The sequence below is a fragment of the Micromonospora sp. USAFONa4 genome (assembly GCF_057197825.1).
In genome coordinates this window covers 1144963-1161570 of record NZ_CM170072.1, presented here as the reverse complement: position 1 = coordinate 1161570, position 16608 = coordinate 1144963, and the positions used below count along the sequence as shown (strand labels likewise).

Here is a 16608-nt window from a genome sequence, read left to right as displayed (position 1 = left end):
GATCGCCCGGAAATGCGAGAACCACTCATGGGGCGCTCCGTCGCCTGCCACCATCGGTCCTAGGACGGGCGGTGAGCAGGCATCGGGGCGCCCCGGCGCGTCCCGCACCGCTCGTCGGACGAGCGAGGTGACGCATGAAGGATCCGGCGAAGCGGGTACGCTCCTCGGCCCCGGTGCCCGGTGCGCACGATCCCATCGGGCCGCTCGGCAGCCGGCGTACCGGCGGGGGTTTCGGGGTGCTGCCCTTCGTCGAGCCGACGCCGGTCGGGCCGGCCACGAACGCCACCTGGGCCTGGTCGCTGCGCCGGCTCGCCCGGGGCGCGGTGTGGCTGCTCCCCGCGTACGCCATCCTCTACGCCGTCGTGGCGATGGCCAGCGACGGCGGGGTGGGCAACGACCCGTATCCGGCCGACGGCCGGCCGCTCTACCTGGTGGGCTGGGTGGCGGCGGTGTGGCTCGGGCTGCTCGCCCTGCTGGCGCTGACCGGGCTGCTGGCGGCGACCCGCAGCCGCCGGGCGGCCGTCGCCGGCCTGCTCGTCTCCATAGCCGGCACGGTGCTCATGCTCCCCTTCGCGGGGCTGACGGAGCAGACCCCCGTCTTCGGCACCACCGCGCGCATGCTCGTGCTCGTCGGCGCCACCTGCTACAGCCTGGGCTGGCTGCTGACCGGCTGGTCGGTGGCCCGGTCCGGCTCGTTCAGCATCGGCGACGGCGTGATGCTGATGATCGCCGCCCCGCTGCTGGGCGTCGGCGGCGCGCTGATCGGCTCGTTGCAGACCTTCGGCGCGATCTTCGTGCTGGTCGCCGGCATCGGCATCGGCTACCGCTCCGGCCGCCTGGTGCCGCGGGACATCGCCCGCGACGCCGCCAGCGCGAGCCTCGCCACCGCCGCCGCCCCGGCCACCCCCGGCCCGAACGGCCCCCTGCCCACCTGACCCGTCGCACCGCCCCGGCGGGCACCGGACACCCGGTGGGCGTCGGGGCGGGTGGTGGCCACGGGGTTCGCGGTGGCCGAGGGGGCGGTGGGATGGGAAGTCGCTGGTCACGGGCGGTGAAATTGCTGACAACCGGGTCGCGGGGGTGGTCGGTCGGCCCGTTACGTGGCAATCCTGGGGACCATGGCCCCACCCCGCCCGCCGCTGTCGCGGCTGTTCACCGTGCTGCTCGCCGGCGTGCTCGCCGGCCTCGTCCTGGCGGTCGCCGCGCTGCCGGGAAACCTGCTGCTCGGGTTCGCCGCCAAGGCCGCGGTCGGGTCGTACGCGGGGCTGCCCGAGGCCCTACGCACCCCGGCCACACCGCAACGGTCCTACCTCTACGCCAACGACGGCAGGACGCTGATCACCACGTTCTACGACGTCAACCGCACCGACGTGCCGCTCGACGAGATCGCCCCGGTGATGCGGCAGGCGATCGTGGCGGCCGAGGACCGGCGCTTCTACGACCACGGCGGCGCCGACCTGCGCGGGCTGCTGCGGGCCGTGGTGTCGAACGTCTCCGGCGGCGGCCAGCAGGGCGGCTCCACGCTGACCATGCAGTACGTCCGCAACGTGCTCAAGACCGACCCCGGGCGCACCGCCGAGGAGCGCGCCGCGGCCACCGAGCAGACCGTCGGACGCAAGATCCAGGAGATCCGGTACGCCTCGGCGCTGGAGCAGCGCCTGAGCAAGGACGAGATCCTCAACGGCTACCTGAACATCGCCTACTTCGGTTCCGGGGCGTACGGCATCGCGGCGGCCAGCCAGCGCTACTTCGCCAAGTCCCCGGCGGAGCTGACCCTCGGCGAGGCGGCCCTGCTCGCCGGCCTGGTGCAGTCGCCGGAGGCGTACAGCCCGATCGACGGCGACGCGGACGCCGCGCTTGAGCGGCGCGGCTACGTGCTGGACTCGATGGTCGCCACCGGCGCGATCAGCGCCGACGAGGCCGCGCGGGCCAGGACCGAGAAGCTGACGCTGCGCCCCACGGCCCAGCCCAACGGCTGCACCGCCGTGGCCGAGGGCCACGACGACTGGGGCTTCTTCTGCGACTACCTGCGGCAGTGGTGGCTCGCGCAGCCGGAGTTCGGCGCGACCGTCGAGGAGCGCGAGCAGGCCCTGCGCCGCGGCGGCTACACAGTGGTGACCTCGCTGGACCCGAAGATCCAGGCCACCGCGCAGAAGCAGGCCACCAGCGTCTACTCCTACGACAACAAGCGCGCCCTGCCGATCGCCGCCGTCGAACCGGGCACCGGCCGGGTGCTGGCAATGGCGGTCAACCGGCACTACAGCCTCGACGCGAACCCGGACGGGCAGGCCAACCGCCCCAACACCGTCAACCCGCTGATCTCCGGCGGCGACAGCGTGGCCGGCTACCAGGCCGGCTCGACGTTCAAGCTCTTCACCATGCTCGCCGCGTTGGAGGCCGGCAAGCCGCTGTCCACCGGCTTCGACGCGCCCAGCCGGCTGCCCACCCGGTACGCCGCCGAGGGCGAGGGCAGCTGCGACGGCCGGTGGTGCCCGGCCAACGCCAACCCGGAGTGGATGGACGGCTACCGGATGATGTGGGACGGCTTCGGCCGCTCGGTGAACACGTACTTCGTGTGGCTGGCCGAGCAGGTCGGGCAGGAGAAGGTGGTCGAGATGGCGAAGCGCCTCGGCATCACCTTCCGGGCCGACGCCGACGCCACCTTCGCCGAGAACGACGCCGCCGACTGGGGCTCGTTCACCCTGGGCGTCACCGCCACCACCCCGCTCGACCTCGCCAACGCGTACGCCACGGTGGCCGCCGAGGGCACGTACTGCGCGCCGCTGCCGGTGGTCTCGGTGACCGCCGCCGACGGCGAGAAGGTGCCGGTCGGCGACCCGTCCTGCCGCCGGGTGCTCGACGCCGACGTGGCCCGGGCCGCCACCGACGCCGCCCGCTGCCCGGTCGGCCAGCAGTCCACGCTCGCGCAGTGCAACGGGGGCACGGCCACCTCGGTGAACCGGATCCTCGACGGCCGGCCGGTGGCCGGTAAGACCGGTAGCTCGGAGAAGAACGCCACCGAGACCTTCGTCGGCTTCACCCCGCAGGTGGCGGTCGCGGGCATCGCCGCCAACCCGGACGACCCGACCGACTCGGTGGGCGCGGCCGTGCAGGCGCGGGTGATCGACGCGGTCGCCCGGGTCATCGGCACCGCCGTCGCGGGCGAGCCGGAGAAGAAGTTCGCCGCCCCCAGCCGCGAGCTGGTCGGCGACCCGCGCCGCCCGGTGGAGCGCCCGCCGGTCGAACAGCGCCGCCCGTCCGAGGAGCGGCGGCCGGCGCCCCAGGACGATCAGCGCCTGTCCGACCTGCGTCGCTGGCTGGAGCGCCGCGGCTGACCGGCTGCCCCGTCCCTGGTCTTTGCTGACCGGCTGGCTCGTGCCGACCGCCGATCCGCACTCCGGTGCGCTCGTCGGCTGCCGTCCTTCCCCGACCGGGCACCTGGCGCGCCCTGTCGAGCTGCCCCACCCATAGGACCGCCCGGCGGACAGATCCGGGCTGGACGGGCCCGGTGGTCTGGACGGGTCGGGTGAGCCGGTCGGCCGGTCGGCCGTCGGGGACCGGAGGTCAGCGGGAGCGGGCGAGAGCGGCCCGGACCACCTGATCGAGGGCGGCACCGACGTCGACCGGGTCGCCGTCCGCGTCGATGACGGTGAACGAGCCGAACTCCGGCAGCCCCCGGTAGCCGGTGTCCAGGGACCGCAGGTGAGTCAACTCCTCGGTGTCGATGCCCCGGGCCAGCACCCGTTGTTGCGCCCGTTCGGGCGAAACCGCCAGGAAGCAGACCAGATTCGGTCGCGGGAAGATCGCGTACGCCAGCCGGACCAACCGCCCGCCCCGGTCGCCGCGGGCCCGCATCACCACGCATTGGCACCAGGACCAGCGGTCCATGACCGTCGTCCTGCCGGTCAGCCGGGCGGCCAGCACCGCCCGGGCGATGGCGAGCCAGCGTACGGTCGCCTCGATGGTCACGTAGCCGGTGCGGCCGAACAGGTGCGGCCCGTCGCGGCGGCCCAGCGTCTGCGCGAGCCGGTTCCAGAGGGGCCGGCCGCCAGCGTTCTCGAAGTAGCTGGCCGGCACCCCGGCCGCCCGCAGCCGGGCGGCCAGCGCCTTTGCCTGGGTGGTCTTTCCGGCCCCGTCGACGCCGATCAGAGCAATGATCATCGGACGGCGCATGAGCGGCACGGTAGCCGCCCCGGACAAGCCTCAGGAAAAATCTCGAGAAGGTGGTGCCGGGCTGTCGGATCCGGCGGGGCCGTTCCGACCACCTGGCGAGAGCGCCCACGAGGGGGCGTCAGGGGCCAGGAGGAGCAGCGCCATGCGGAAGATCGTCTACGGGGTGCACCAGTCGCTCGACGGGTTCATCGAGGGGCCGAACGGCGAGTTCGACTGGCCGGAGATGGGCCCGGAGCTGTCCGCGTTCTCGCTGGAGCAGTGCGACCGGGCCGGCGCGCTCGTCTACGGCCGCCGGGTCTGGGAGTTCATGGCCGCCTACTGGCCGCAGGCGGAGTCGATCTCCGACCACCCCCACGACCTCGCGTTCGTGCCGATCTGGCGGCGGACGCCGAAGGTGGTGCTCTCGCGCACGCTCACCGAGGCCGATCACGGCGCCCGAGTGGTAGGCGGCGGGGATCTCGCCAGGGAGGTGACCGCGCTCAAGGAGCAGCCGGGCGGTGACCTGCTGCTCAACGGTGGCGCCGAGGCCGCCGCCGCGCTGACCGACCTCGGCCTGATCGACGAGTACCAGATCTTCGTGCACCCGGTGGTGCTGGGCGGCGGCAAGCCGGTCTTCGCCGCGACCGAGCGGATGAAGTTCCGCCTGGCGGAGTCGCGGACCTTCGACGGCAGGTCGGTGCTGCTGCGGTACCACCGGGCCGGCTGACGCCGGGCCGCGCTGGCCCCGTCCGGGTCGCACCGCGCCGCGCCGGTCAGCCCCGGCCGCGTCCCGGGCGGAGGGTGGCGACCGCCGTGGGCAGGCCCCGCCGGATGATGCCCGCCCAGTCGGTGTCGCCGCGCAGCACGGCCGCGGCGGTGTTGCGGGCCTGCTCGGCGGTGAAGTGCGGCGGCAGCATCAGCTCGGCCGGGTCGACCAGCGCGTTGACGACCACGGGCCGGTCCGCGCCCAGCGCCCGCTCCCAGACGCCCGGCACCTGCTCCGGCGTGTCGACCAGCTCGCCGTGCAGGCCCAGCACCTCCGCCCACCGGTGGTAGCCGATGTCGGGCAGCTGCTGGCTGTCCGGGAACATCGGCGTGCCCTCGCTGGAGCGCTGCTCCCAGCTGACGAAGGCCAGGTCCCGGTTGTTGAGCACGAGCACCACGAAGCGGGGGTCCGACCAGCTCCGCCAGTACTTGGCCACCGTGATCAGCTCGTTGACCCCGTTCATCTGCATCGCGCCGTCGCCGATCAGGGCCACCAGCGGGCGGTCCGGGTGGGCGAACTTGGCGGCCAGCGCGTACGGCATCGCGCCGCCCATCGAGAGCAGGGTGCCGGAGAGGCTGGCCAGCATGCCGGGGCGGACCTGGAGGTGCCGGGCGTACCAGGCGGTCGTGGTGCCGCAGTCGACCGAGATCATCACGTCGTCGGGGAGCCGGTCGCTGAGGGTGGCGAAGAGCAGCTGCGGGTTGACCGGGTCGGCGGCCTGCCCGGCCAGTTCCCGCTGCGTACGGCGCCAGGCGGTGGTGGCCTTGCCGATCGTCGCCCGCCAGCGGGTCGGCCCCGGGCCCGGGCCGAGCTCGCGCATCAGGGCCCGCAGGGTGGGGGCGGCGTCCCCGGTCAGGTTCACCTCGGTCGGGTACCGCAGCCCCAGCTGGGTGCCGTCCCGGTCGATCTGCACCGCCCGGGCCTGCCCCTGCGGCGGGTAGAACTCCGAGTACGGCATGTTGCTGCCCACGATCAGCAGCCGGTCGCACTCGTTCATCAGCTGCCAACTGGGCCGGGTGCCGAGCAGGCCGATCGCCCCGGTCACCCACGGCTCCCGATGGTCGACCGCGGCGAACCCGAGCAGCGCCGCCGCCACCCCCGCGCCGAGCCGGTCGGCGACCGCGCGGACCTCGTCCACCGCGCCGAGCGCGCCCTGCCCGACCAGCATGGCGACCCGCTCGCCGCCGCCCAGCACCTCGGCGGCCCGGCGCAGCTCCGCCTCCGGCGGCACCGTCGGGGCGCTGCTGGGCACGTCGCTGGTGCGGTAGTAGCCGTGGGCGTGCGGTGGTTCCGGCACGGCCGGCGCGTCCTGGATGTCGGACGGCAGCACCAGCGCGGTGACGGTACGCCGGGCCAGCGCCGTGCGGCAGGCCCGGTCGACCAGGTGGCGGACCTGGCTGGGATGGTCGAGCTGGGCCAGGAAGGCGGCGGCGACGTCCTTGTAGAGGGCGAGCAGGTCCACCTCCTGGTAGTAGCCGCCGCCCTCGGCGGTGAGCGCGGTGTGGCCGACCAGGGCGACCACCGGCTGGTGGTCCAGCTTGGCGTCGTACAGGCCGTTGAGCAGGTGGATCGCGCCGGGGCCGCTGGTCACCAGCGCGCAGCCGAGCGGCCCGCCGCCGTACTTGACGTGCGCCGACGCCGCGAAGCCGGCGGTCTCCTCGTGGCGGACCTGGACGAACTGCGTCTGCTCCCCGGTGCGTTGCAGCGCCGAGGTCAGGCCGTTGATGCCGTCGCCGGGATAGCCGAAGTAGCGGCGGACCCCCCAGCCGGCCAACCGGTGCACGATGTGGTCCGCGACGGTGGCGTCGCGGGGCAGGGGACCCAGGTCGACGCGCCACCCGTCCGGCTGGTCGGTGCGGGCCGGCCCCGGCGTGCCCATGGGACGTGCGTTCACCTGACTGTCCTTCCGTCGCTCCGCCGCTCCGGCCCGCCATTCCCGTCTTTCCCGGGACAAAACGCCACGGGGTGCCCCGGCGTCGGGCGGTCCGGGACGGCTGCGGCGCGTCCGGCAGAATCGGCGGGTGCCCATCCACCCGATCACCGACCCCGACGACGACCGGATCGCCGACTACCGCGCGCTGACCGACGTCGAGCTGCGTACCCGCTGGGAACCGCCGCACGGCCTGTTCATCGCCGAGGGCGAGCTGGTGCTGCGCCGGGCACTGCGCGCCGGCTATCCGGCCCGGTCGTACCTGGTGGACGCCAAACGGGTCGACCAGCTCGCCGACCTGGACACCGGCGACGCCCCCGTCTACGCCGCCACTCAAGACGTGCTGCAACGGGCGACGGGGTTCCACGTGCACCGGGGCGTGCTGGCGTCGTTCCGGCGCAAGCCGCTGCCGCCCGCCGCCGAGGTGCTGGCCGCCGCGCGGCGGGTGGTGATCCTGGAGGACGTGAACAACCACACGAACCTGGGGGCCATCTTCAGGGCGGTGGCCGCGCTCGGCGTGGACGCCGTGCTGCTCTCGCCGACCTGTGCCGACCCGCTCTACCGGCGCAGCGTCCGGGTCAGCATGGGCGAGGTCTTCGCCATCCCGTACGCGAAGCTGGAGCCCTGGCCGGACGCGCTCGGCGACGTCCGCGCGGCCGGCTTCACGGTGCTGGCGATGACCCCGGCACCGGACGCGGTGCCGATCCAGCGGCTCGACGCGGCGCAGCGGGCCCGCGCGGCGCTGCTCATGGGGGCCGAGGGCGCCGGCCTGACCCGGGCGGCGATGGACGGCAGCGACGTCCGGGTGGTGATCCCGATGCGCCGCGGCGTCGACTCGCTCAACGTCGCCGCCGCGACCGCCGTGGCCTGCTGGGAGTTGGGTCGCGACGACCCGGCCTAGCGCTCCGCTTCAGCCGCGGGGGCGTTCGTGCCCGGGTCAAGATCGGGGCGGCGACAGGCGCGGGCCCCGATAGGGCAGGGTGGCGCCGTACGTCGCTCCAGCAACTGGTGCAGCGGTTCGTGCCGACTGCCGGGGTACTTCAGCCGGACCAGGAACGCGATGTTCACACACGGAACCCACCCCGGCTAGCGTGGAACCCGTGCAAATTGGCGTCAACGTACCGAACTTTGCCCCGGGTACCGACCCCGAAACGCTGCGACGGTGGGCGCAGACGGTCGAGGGCCTCGGCTTCGACCTGCTGATGGTCTCCGATCACATCGCGGTGACCCCGGACGTGGCCGAGCAGTATCCGGCGCCGTTCTACGAGCCGTTCACCACGCTGTCCTGGCTGGCCGGGGTGACCCGCCGGGTCCGGCTGGGCACCACGGTGCTCATCGTTCCGTACCGGCACCCGCTGCTCACCGCCCGGATGGCGGCGAACCTCAACCGGCTCAGCGGCGGCCGGCTCGTCCTCGGCGTCGGCGTCGGCTGGGCCCGGCAGGAGTTCGAGGCGCTCGGCGTGCCGTTCCGGCGGCGCGGCGCGCTGACCGATGAGTACCTGCACGTCATGCGCGACGCCTGGCGGAACACCGACGACTACGATACGACCCCGATCCCGATCTGGGTCGGCGGCAACAGCGACGCCGGCATACGTCGCGCGGTACTGCTCGGTGACGCCTGGCACCCGCTGCGGGTCACGCCCGGATGGCTGGCGGACGCAGCGGGGCGGCTGAAGGCCACCGCCGGCGAACTGGGCCGGCCGGTGCCCGCGTTGATGCCACGCATCGGACTCCGGGAGACCCGAGAAGTGGTCACCGCCCCGGACCGGCTCGCCGGTGTCGGCACCATCGAGCAGATCATCGCCGACATCGACCAGATCCGTCTGCTCGGGGCGGAAACGGTGGTGCTCGACCCGTTCAACGGCGACCTGACCGAGATCCGCCAGCCCGAACGCGCCTGGCAGACCCTTGCGGCCGTGGCCGCGTACCACAGATCCCAGGAGGACCGATGACCCCTGACGACGAGAGATTTCTCCGCCGTGCGGTGGAACTCGCCAGCGAGGCCGGGGCGTCCGGCGAACGGCCGTTCGGCTCGTTGCTGGTCGGTGCGGACGGCACCGTCCTGATCGAGGACCACAACACCGTGGTCTCCGACTCGGACATCACCGCCCACCCGGAACTGAAGCTGGCCCGCTGGGCCGCTCGGGAACTCGCTCCCGACGTGGCCGCCGGCACCACCATGTTCACCAGTTGCCAGCCCTGCCCGATGTGCGCGACCGCGATCGACCGGTCCGGCCTCGGCCGGGTGGTGTACGCCCTGTCCGCCGAACAGTTCGAGGAGGTCAAGCCGGTCACCCCGCCGCTGCCCCCGGTGCGGTACGAGGGGCCGGCGCTGTTCGACGAGGCGCGCCAGCCGATCGACAACTATTACTAGAGCGGGACCCTTGCGACGGTGCGGGGCGTGCGGTGGGTCCCGCTGTCGCTGGTCATGTCCCCACCCTGCGTTTGCATGGCCATGCGGCCTAGTGCATAATCTTCCTTGTGTCCAAGGTTCTCACCTCCCTGCCCATCGGCGAACGTGTCGGCATCGCCTTCTCCGGCGGCCTCGACACCTCGGTCGCGGTCGCGTGGATGCGCGACAAGGGCGCCGTTCCCTGCGCCTACACCGCCGACATCGGCCAGTACGACGAGCCGGACATCGCCTCGGTGCCCGGTCGCGCGCTCAGCTACGGCGCCGAGGTCGCCCGCCTGGTCGACTGCCGCGCTGCCCTGGTCGAGGAGGGCCTGGCGGCGTTGACCTGCGGGGCCTTCCACATCCGGTCGGGCGGGCGGGCGTACTTCAACACCACCCCGCTGGGCCGGGCCGTGACCGGGACCCTGCTGGTCCGGGCGATGATCTCCGACGACGTCCAGATCTGGGGCGACGGCTCGACCTTCAAGGGCAACGACATCGAGCGGTTCTACCGCTACGGCCTGCTGGCCAACCCGCAGCTGCGCATCTACAAGCCGTGGCTCGACACCGACTTCGTCACCGAACTCGGTGGGCGCAAGGAGATGTCGGAGTGGCTGCTCGAACGCGGCCTGCCGTACCGGGACAGCACCGAGAAGGCGTACTCGACCGACGCCAACATCTGGGGCGCCACGCACGAGGCGAAGACCCTCGAACACCTCGACACCGGCATCGAGACGGTCAACCCGATCATGGGAGTCCGGTTCTGGGACCCGTCCGTGGAGATCCCGACCGAGGACGTCACGATCGGCTTCGACCAGGGCCGCCCGGTGACTATCAACGGCAAGGAGTTCGGCAGCCCCGTCGACCTGGTGCTGGAGGCCAACGCCATCGGCGGCCGGCACGGCATGGGCATGTCGGACCAGATCGAGAACCGGATCATCGAGGCCAAGAGCCGGGGCATCTACGAGGCGCCCGGCATGGCGCTGCTGCACGCCGCGTACGAGCGGCTGGTCAACGCCATCCACAACGAGGACACCCTGGCGAACTACCACAACGAGGGCCGCCGCCTCGGCCGGCTGATGTACGAGGGGCGCTGGCTGGACCCGCAGGCGCTGATGCTGCGCGAGTCGTTGCAGCGCTGGGTGGGCACGGCGGTCACCGGCGAGGTGACGTTGCGGCTGCGCCGGGGCGAGGACTACTCGATCCTCGACACCACCGGCCCGGCGTTCAGCTACCACCCCGACAAGCTGTCGATGGAGCGTACGGAGGACTCGGCGTTCGGCCCGTCGGACCGGATCGGCCAGCTCACCATGCGCAACCTGGACATCGCCGACTCGCGGGCGAAGCTGGAGCAGTACGCGACCCTCGGCATGGTCGGCGGCGCGGCCCCGCAGCGGATGGTCGGCGCCGCGCAGGCGGCCTCGACCGGGCTGATCGGCGCGATGCCGCAGGGCGGCGCGGAGGCCATCGCCTCCCGGGGCGTCCCCTCGGCCGCCGACGAGGCCCTCGACCGCGCCGCGATGGAGTTCGGCGTCGACTGAGCGGCGCCCGGCAGGTGAGCGTCACGCGGCCCGGAAGTCCCTCACGCCGAGGGGCTTCCGGGCCGCGTCGCTCAGGGAGCCTCGGGCCGTCTGTCGCGTCCTATCCGACCTTGAGGGCCAGCTTCCCGACATAGTGATCGTCTAGGGCGCGGTGCGCTTCCCCGGCCCGGGCCAACGGGAAGGTCCGGGCGACGTGGACCTCGAAGGAGCTCGCCTCGATGATCGCGTTCAGCCGATCGGTGGAGGCGCGGCTCCGGTCCCCGTCGTAGTGGGACACCGTCGCACCCGGCGACGTCACCGGCGCGGGCAGGACACCGTTCGGCCAGGCGATCCGTCCCGACTTCCTGACCGCGCGCAGGGATCGTTCGGCAATCTCGCCTCCCACGGTGACCAGAGCCGCATCGAGCCCGCCCGGTGCGAACTCGAACGCCGCAGCCGGCACGTCGTCCCGACGACCGTCGACGGCGTCGTCGGCGCCCAGCCGCCGGGCCAGGGCGACGCCGTCGTCACCAGAGGCCACGGCCAACACCCGGATGCCGCTGTGTCGCGCCAGCTGCACGGCCATGTGGCCGATACCCCCGCTGGCCCCGAAGACCATGAGCGTCTCGTCCGCCCGCAGCCCGAGCAGGTCGAGACCGCTCAGTGCGGTCAGGGCATCCCACGCCATCGCGCCGGCCTGTCCGGTCGGCAGCCGGTCGGGCACGCGAGCCACGAACTCCGCCTCGACGACGGCGTACTCGGCGTAGGCGCCACCACGCGGCACCGGCATCGTCGCGGCGTAGACTCGCTCGCCCACGTCGAACCGGGTGACGTTGCGCCCGACCGCGGCGACCGTGCCGGCCGCGTCCCAGCCGAGGACGTAGGGGAAGGTCGAGGCGACGCCGAATACGCCGTCGTATTCCCCCTCCCGTTCGCCCGCGTCCCAGGACCCGACGCCTGCGTACTCCACCCTGATGAGGACGTCGTCGTCGCCGACCTGCGGGAGCGGTATCCGACGCGACGAGAGTTCGTCGACTCCGCCGAACCGGTCAAGGACGACCGCGTTCATCTGCGGCGCCACGATCGCGTCGCCCGCTGTGCGCTTGGCTCTGCTCCTCATCGTCCCCCCTGATTTGCTTGAGTGCATCAAGGATCATTGGACCACAGCTATTTGAGCGAATCAACTAACTCGTCTAGGCTGGGGGATATGGCGCTGCCGAACGGACCCGTGACTCCCTCGTCCGAGGCCGAGGCAGCCCTGTTCGACCTGGTCGACGTGTACGACCGCGCCTACGAGACGGCGGCAGCCGAGCTGTCGCTCAGCCCGGCGCAGGCATGTGTGCTCGGGCGACTCGATGAGCGACGGGGCATGGGCGCCCTGGCCGGGGAACTCGGCTGCGATGCCTCCAACATCACCCAGATCGTCGTGCGTCTCGAAGCGCTCGGCCTCGTGACCCGCGAACCGAATCCCCGGGACCGCCGCGCACGGCTCGTCGCGAGAACCCCCCGGGGCGACGAGATCAATCACCGGTTCGCAACGGCCTTCACCTTCGCCCGCACGGCGGTCGGACGACTCTCGCCCGACGAGCAGGACCAGTTGACGGCGCTGCTGCGCAAGGCACTGGGCTGACACGCGCCCGCCCGCACCCGTCGAGCTGGATCCCACGGCTTCACCCGGGCGGGCCATATCAAGCAAGCCGGGGCGTGCTCAGGCTTGGCGTGGTTGGACCGGCGGCACGGCGTCACGCCACCTCGGCGCACGGGGCGGCGATCAGCGTCGCAACGGCCTCTGCTGTCGCGTGGTCAACGCTGGATTGTCGTTCCGCGGGCCTCCAGGCGGGTCAGGACATCGGGGTCGTCGAGGTGCGCCAGCGAGACGTCCAGGGTGTGTAGCGCAGGCAGCGACTCCAGCGCCGCGGCTCCCGTGCACTTCCCGGTCAGTACCAGTTCCGACAGGGCCGGGTGGCCGGTCAGCGGGGTCAGGTCCAACGGCCCTGGGCGATAGCCGTGGCCGTCCAGGTCCAAGGACTGCAGGCTGGACAATGTGTCAATGCCCTCCAGCGACGTCACGTTGTAGTCGTCGGACTCGCCGCCGGTGTCGATGTCCAGGGTCTGCTCGATCAGCATGTAGATGTCGCTGCCGCCGTCGAACTGCAGTTCGGTGATCGCTGCGGCCTCGGCCGGCGGCACCGTGACGGCATGTAACAGCTTCAGTGACGCCTGCAGGCGCGGGCCCGGACCTGGATAGCCGTCCTCCGGGCCATCGGGGCCGGTCGACTCGATGAGCGCCTTGAGGTCGTCGGCAGCGATCGCGTCGTCCAGCAGGGCGTCCAGGACGCCCAGGTGCAGGCCGAGGTCGGCGAAGATGAGGGTCATGATCCCGACCGTATCTCGTTACTGATCTGCCTCAGGACGCGGAGTGGGTCGTCGTCCGAGTTGGACGGGGCAGGCGGGGCCCGCGACCCGGGTGGCGCCCGTGCGGAATCTATGTCACGGACGGTAGCGTGTCGCCCGTGTTCCCTACCGTCCGTGAGGTCCTCGCGCTGGACCCGGTCCGCCACGGCGCTCCGCGCCTGGTCGCCGGGGACGCCGGTCTCGACCGCCCGGTGCGCTGGGTGCACGTGACCGAGGTGCCCGACATCGCCCCGCTGCTCGGCGGCGGCGAGCTGGTGCTCACCACCGGGATCGGGCTGCCCGCCGACGACGCCGGGCTGCGCGCCTTCATCGGCGACCTGGCCGACGTGGGCGTCTCCGGCCTGGTCGTCGAGCTGGGCCGCCGGTACGTCAGCGGGGTGCCCCGGGTGATGGCCGCCGCCGCCGAGCGGCGCGGCCTGCCCCTGGTCGAGCTGCGGCGGGCCACCCCGTTCGTCCGGATCACCGAGGCGGTGCACGCGCTGATCGTCGACGCCCAGCTGACCGAGCTGCGGGCGACGGAGGAGATCCACCAGCGCTTCACGGAGTTGTCGGTGGAGGGCGCCGGCCCCAACGAGGTGGTACGGCAGGCCGCCGACCTCTCCGGCTGCCCGGTGGTGTTGGAGAACCTCTCCCGGCAGGTGCTCGCGTACGACCCGGCGGGGGAGAGCGCCGAGCTGCTGCTGGACTGCTGGGAGCAGCACTCGCGGCGGATCCGGCCGGCGGGGCGCACCGCGTACGACGGCGACAACGGGTGGCTGGTGACCACGGTGGGCGCCCGGGGGCAGGACTGGGGGCGGCTGCTGCTGCGCTGGCCCGGCGGGGGCGACCTGGCGGCGGGCCGGCGCGTGTTCGACCCCGCCGAGGAGGGCGGTGCGCCCGTCGGCGTCGCCGTGCCGCCCGTGGTCCCGCCCACGCGGCTGACCATTCTCGTCGAGCGGGCCGCCTCGACGCTGGCCCTGGGCCGGCTGATCCGGCGCGACGCCGAGGGCCTGGAGCGGCAGATCCACCGTACGCTGCTCACCGCCCTGCTCGACCACTCGCTGCCGGTGGACGAGGTCGCCCTGCGGGCCCGGGCCCTCGGCGTGCTGCTGGAGCGCCGGCACCTGGTCGGGGTGGTGGTCCGGCACCGGGCCGACGACCCGGCGGGGGAGGGCGGACCGGCCCCGGACCAGGGGCAGTCGGGCGGTCCGGAGGCGGGCCCTGCCCGGCTGCGTGATCTCGCCGAGGCGGTCGGGCAGGCGTTGCACGAGGCGAAGCTGACCGGGCTGTCCAGCGCCATCGACGACCACGCTGTCGGCGTGCTGCTCGCCCTGCCGGAGCCGGCGGCCGAGGAGCGGTCGCTGGCCGCGTTCGCCGCCGCGCTGCACCGCACCCGCCCGGACGCCCCCGCCCGCTCGGACGGCCATGCCCGCCCGGACGGGCTCGTGCGCCCGGATGGTCATCCTCGCCCGGGCGGTTCCGCTCGCCCCGACGGCCAGGCCCGCCCGGGCGGCCCCGGCCGCGGTGACGGACCGGCCCGGTCCCACGGGCGTACGAACGGCGTGGCCCGGCCGGCAGGCGGCGGACTGCTCGTCGCGGCCGGTTCCGGCGTGCCCAGCCTGCGGGAGGCGCGCCGCTCGCTGGTCGAGGCCCGACAGATCGCCGACGCCGCCCGGCGGGACCGGCGGGACCTGCCGGTCTTCCGGCTGCCGCACGTCGGGCTGGCGGGGCTGCTGCACCTGCTGCGCGACGAGCCCCGGTTGCAGACGTTCGTCGAGCGGGAACTCGGCGCGCTGCTGACCCACGACGCGCAGCACCCACGGGAGCAGTTGCTGGGCACCCTGCGGGCGTACCTGGAGCAGGGCCGCAACAAGTCGGCGGCGGCCGGGGCGGCACACCTGTCCCGACCGGCCTTCTACGAGCGGCTGGCCCGGATCCGCCGCGTCCTGGACGTGGACCTCGACTCGGTCGAGGCCTGCCTCTCCCTGCACGTCGCACTGCTGGCCCTCGACGCCATCCGCACCCACCCCACATCACCCCGTTGACCCCGGGTCGGGGCGAGCGAGGGAGGGGGTCAGGTCAGGGCCGTGAGGGCCTTCGCGTAGGGCGGGGGGATGTGGTTCGGGCCGCCCGGGGTGAAGACGTCCGAGGTGGCCGCCGTCGACCAGGCCGTGGCCGGGACCGCGTCGACCAGGGCGCGCACCACCGGGGCGTCGCGCCACTGGTCCTGCTCGGCCAGCAGGCTCAGGGCCACCACGGACTCCTCCACCTCGCCGACGCACTCGAACGGCTTGTGCCCGTCCACGCCCAGCAGCTCCCGGTAGCCGGGGATCTGCGACTCGTCGGCGAGCAGGTCGCCGCCGAAGATGTGGGTGACCCGCTCGCGCGACATGAACGGCGCCATGGCCAGGAAGACGAACCGGCACTTCGGGCAGTCGCGGCACCAGCGCTCGCTGGCGTCGCGCAGCTTGAACGCGGCGTTGCAGCTCGTCACCACGTCGTCGTAGCGGTCGATCTCGGCGAACGACCGGGCGATGTGCAGCTCCGACAGCGAGCGCAGCAGCGAGAAGTAGGGCTCGGTCAGCCCGGCGTGCGCGGCCAGCGCGGCCCGGAGCAGCCCCTCCGCCTCCACGCCCTTGGACCACTGGTGGTTGATCTCGTGGCCGTTCCAGACCAGGTTCGGGTCCGACGCCGAGCGCTCGTTGGACATCACCACCGGGCCCAGGCCGTGCAGCACCGCCGTGGCGACGGCGATCAGCGAGTTGATCGCGGTGACCGGGATGTGGCCGTTGCGGGCCCCGGCGGCGTTCAGCTCGAACAGCACCGGGTCGATCCGCCGACGGGCGGCGAGCGGGGCCAGCCCGGACGCCTCGTTCACCGCGACGATCACGTGGTTCGGGTTGACCGAGAAGGGCACCGGGTCGAAGCCCGCCCGGCGCAGCGCCTCCAGGCTGACGATGGAGTCCTTGCCGCCACCCACCGCCGAGAGCGGACGCCGGTCGGAGTCGTCGTACTCCCGGGGCGGGGACACCTCGCCCGCCGGCACCTCCGGGCGCAGCTCCAGCACGTGCGGCAGCTGGTTGCGGTACGCGTACTCCGCGAGGCCCTTGGTGTAGACGGCGGTGACCAGCTCGGCGGCGGCCGTGCCCAGCGGCGCCGGCAGCACCAGGCGCGGCGGCGCGGCGGCCTTGTAGTAGCTGACGCCGGCGACCACGTGCAGCAGCTCCAGCACCCGGCCCAGGGTCGCCACGGTCTCGTCCGAGGGCGGCGCGTCCGGCAGGGGAAGGGTGACCACCTCGGTGAACCGCTGCTCGCCGTCGGGGCCGGTGAGGGCGTAGTCGAACAACACCTCCCCGGTGGAGAGGTCGATCGAGTAGGACGGGAAGGTGAAGGCGTCCATCCGCCGGAGCTGCTCGTTGGGCACACGCCATACTAGGCCCTGGTTCGTCCGGCC

At 73.1% G+C, this 16608-nt stretch carries 14 protein-coding genes; 9 read left to right on the top strand and 5 right to left on the bottom strand.

The features are described from left to right. Positions 1-134 precede the first annotated feature (134 nt). Both AC0OO9_RS04495 and AC0OO9_RS04490 read left to right on the top strand, forming a co-directional pair. Positions 135-935: a hypothetical protein gene (locus tag AC0OO9_RS04495; protein ID WP_484515815.1), complete on the top strand. Its 801-nt coding sequence runs from the start codon at positions 135-137 to the stop codon at positions 933-935. Between the two features lie 183 nt (positions 936-1118). Beyond that, the gene (locus tag AC0OO9_RS04490) at positions 1119-3335 is read left to right on the top strand and encodes a transglycosylase domain-containing protein (protein ID WP_484515813.1); all 2217 of its coding nucleotides are present in this window, start codon (positions 1119-1121) and stop codon (positions 3333-3335) included. A 229-nt stretch (positions 3336-3564) separates the two neighbouring features. Here the strand turns inward: AC0OO9_RS04490 and AC0OO9_RS04485 are convergent, their stop codons facing one another. Then, entirely contained in the window at positions 3565-4173 is a 609-nt protein-coding gene (locus AC0OO9_RS04485; protein ID WP_484515811.1) for a nucleoside/nucleotide kinase family protein, read from the bottom strand. A gap of 142 nt (positions 4174-4315) precedes the next feature. Between AC0OO9_RS04485 and AC0OO9_RS04480 the strand changes: the two genes are divergently transcribed. Then, positions 4316-4879: a dihydrofolate reductase family protein gene (locus AC0OO9_RS04480; RefSeq protein WP_484515809.1), complete on the top strand. Its 564-nt coding sequence runs from the start codon at positions 4316-4318 to the stop codon at positions 4877-4879. A 46-nt stretch (positions 4880-4925) separates the two neighbouring features. Here the strand turns inward: AC0OO9_RS04480 and AC0OO9_RS04475 are convergent, their stop codons facing one another. Further along, positions 4926-6797 (bottom strand): thiamine pyrophosphate-requiring protein, encoded by a 1872-nt coding sequence (locus AC0OO9_RS04475; RefSeq protein WP_484517849.1) that lies wholly within the window; start codon positions 6795-6797, stop codon positions 4926-4928. 115 nt (positions 6798-6912) lie between these two features. Between AC0OO9_RS04475 and AC0OO9_RS04470 the strand changes: the two genes are divergently transcribed. The 4 genes from AC0OO9_RS04470 (at position 6913) to argG (ending at position 10781) form a co-directional block, all read left to right on the top strand. Continuing rightward, entirely contained in the window at positions 6913-7749 is an 837-nt protein-coding gene (locus tag AC0OO9_RS04470) for a TrmH family RNA methyltransferase (RefSeq protein WP_311413879.1), read from the top strand. A gap of 199 nt (positions 7750-7948) precedes the next feature. Beyond that, entirely contained in the window at positions 7949-8800 is an 852-nt protein-coding gene (locus AC0OO9_RS04465; RefSeq protein ID WP_484515807.1) for an LLM class flavin-dependent oxidoreductase, read from the top strand. Next, positions 8797-9222 carry a nucleoside deaminase gene (locus AC0OO9_RS04460; RefSeq protein WP_151455753.1) on the top strand — a complete coding sequence of 142 codons (426 nt, stop codon included), beginning with the start codon at positions 8797-8799 and terminating at the stop codon, positions 9220-9222. The genes AC0OO9_RS04465 and AC0OO9_RS04460 overlap by 4 nt, the downstream gene beginning before the upstream one ends. Positions 9223-9329: 107 nt before the next feature. After that, positions 9330-10781, top strand: a complete 1452-nt coding sequence (gene argG / locus AC0OO9_RS04455; RefSeq protein ID WP_132238770.1) for an argininosuccinate synthase — start codon at positions 9330-9332, stop codon at positions 10779-10781. A 100-nt stretch (positions 10782-10881) separates the two neighbouring features. Here argG and AC0OO9_RS04450 read toward each other — a convergent pair whose 3' ends face one another. Continuing rightward, positions 10882-11841: a quinone oxidoreductase family protein gene (locus tag AC0OO9_RS04450; RefSeq protein WP_484515806.1), complete on the bottom strand. Its 960-nt coding sequence runs from the start codon at positions 11839-11841 to the stop codon at positions 10882-10884. Positions 11842-11967: 126 nt separating this feature from the next. Here AC0OO9_RS04450 and AC0OO9_RS04445 point away from each other — a divergent pair, with 126 nt between their 5' ends. After that, positions 11968-12390, top strand: a complete 423-nt coding sequence (locus AC0OO9_RS04445) for a MarR family winged helix-turn-helix transcriptional regulator (RefSeq protein ID WP_484515805.1) — start codon at positions 11968-11970, stop codon at positions 12388-12390. Between the two features lie 173 nt (positions 12391-12563). Here the strand turns inward: AC0OO9_RS04445 and AC0OO9_RS04440 are convergent, their stop codons facing one another. Next, positions 12564-13136: a DUF6892 domain-containing protein gene (locus AC0OO9_RS04440; RefSeq protein WP_484515803.1), complete on the bottom strand. Its 573-nt coding sequence runs from the start codon at positions 13134-13136 to the stop codon at positions 12564-12566. Between the two features lie 137 nt (positions 13137-13273). Here AC0OO9_RS04440 and AC0OO9_RS04435 point away from each other — a divergent pair, with 137 nt between their 5' ends. Further along, entirely contained in the window at positions 13274-15199 is a 1926-nt protein-coding gene (locus tag AC0OO9_RS04435) for a PucR family transcriptional regulator (RefSeq protein ID WP_484515801.1), read from the top strand. Between the two features lie 29 nt (positions 15200-15228). On the opposite strand, the gene AC0OO9_RS04430 is transcribed toward AC0OO9_RS04435, so the two are convergent. Next, positions 15229-16578 (bottom strand): MurL-like N-terminal domain-containing, encoded by a 1350-nt coding sequence (locus AC0OO9_RS04430; protein WP_484515799.1) that lies wholly within the window; start codon positions 16576-16578, stop codon positions 15229-15231. Between the last annotated feature and the right edge of the window lie 30 nt (positions 16579-16608).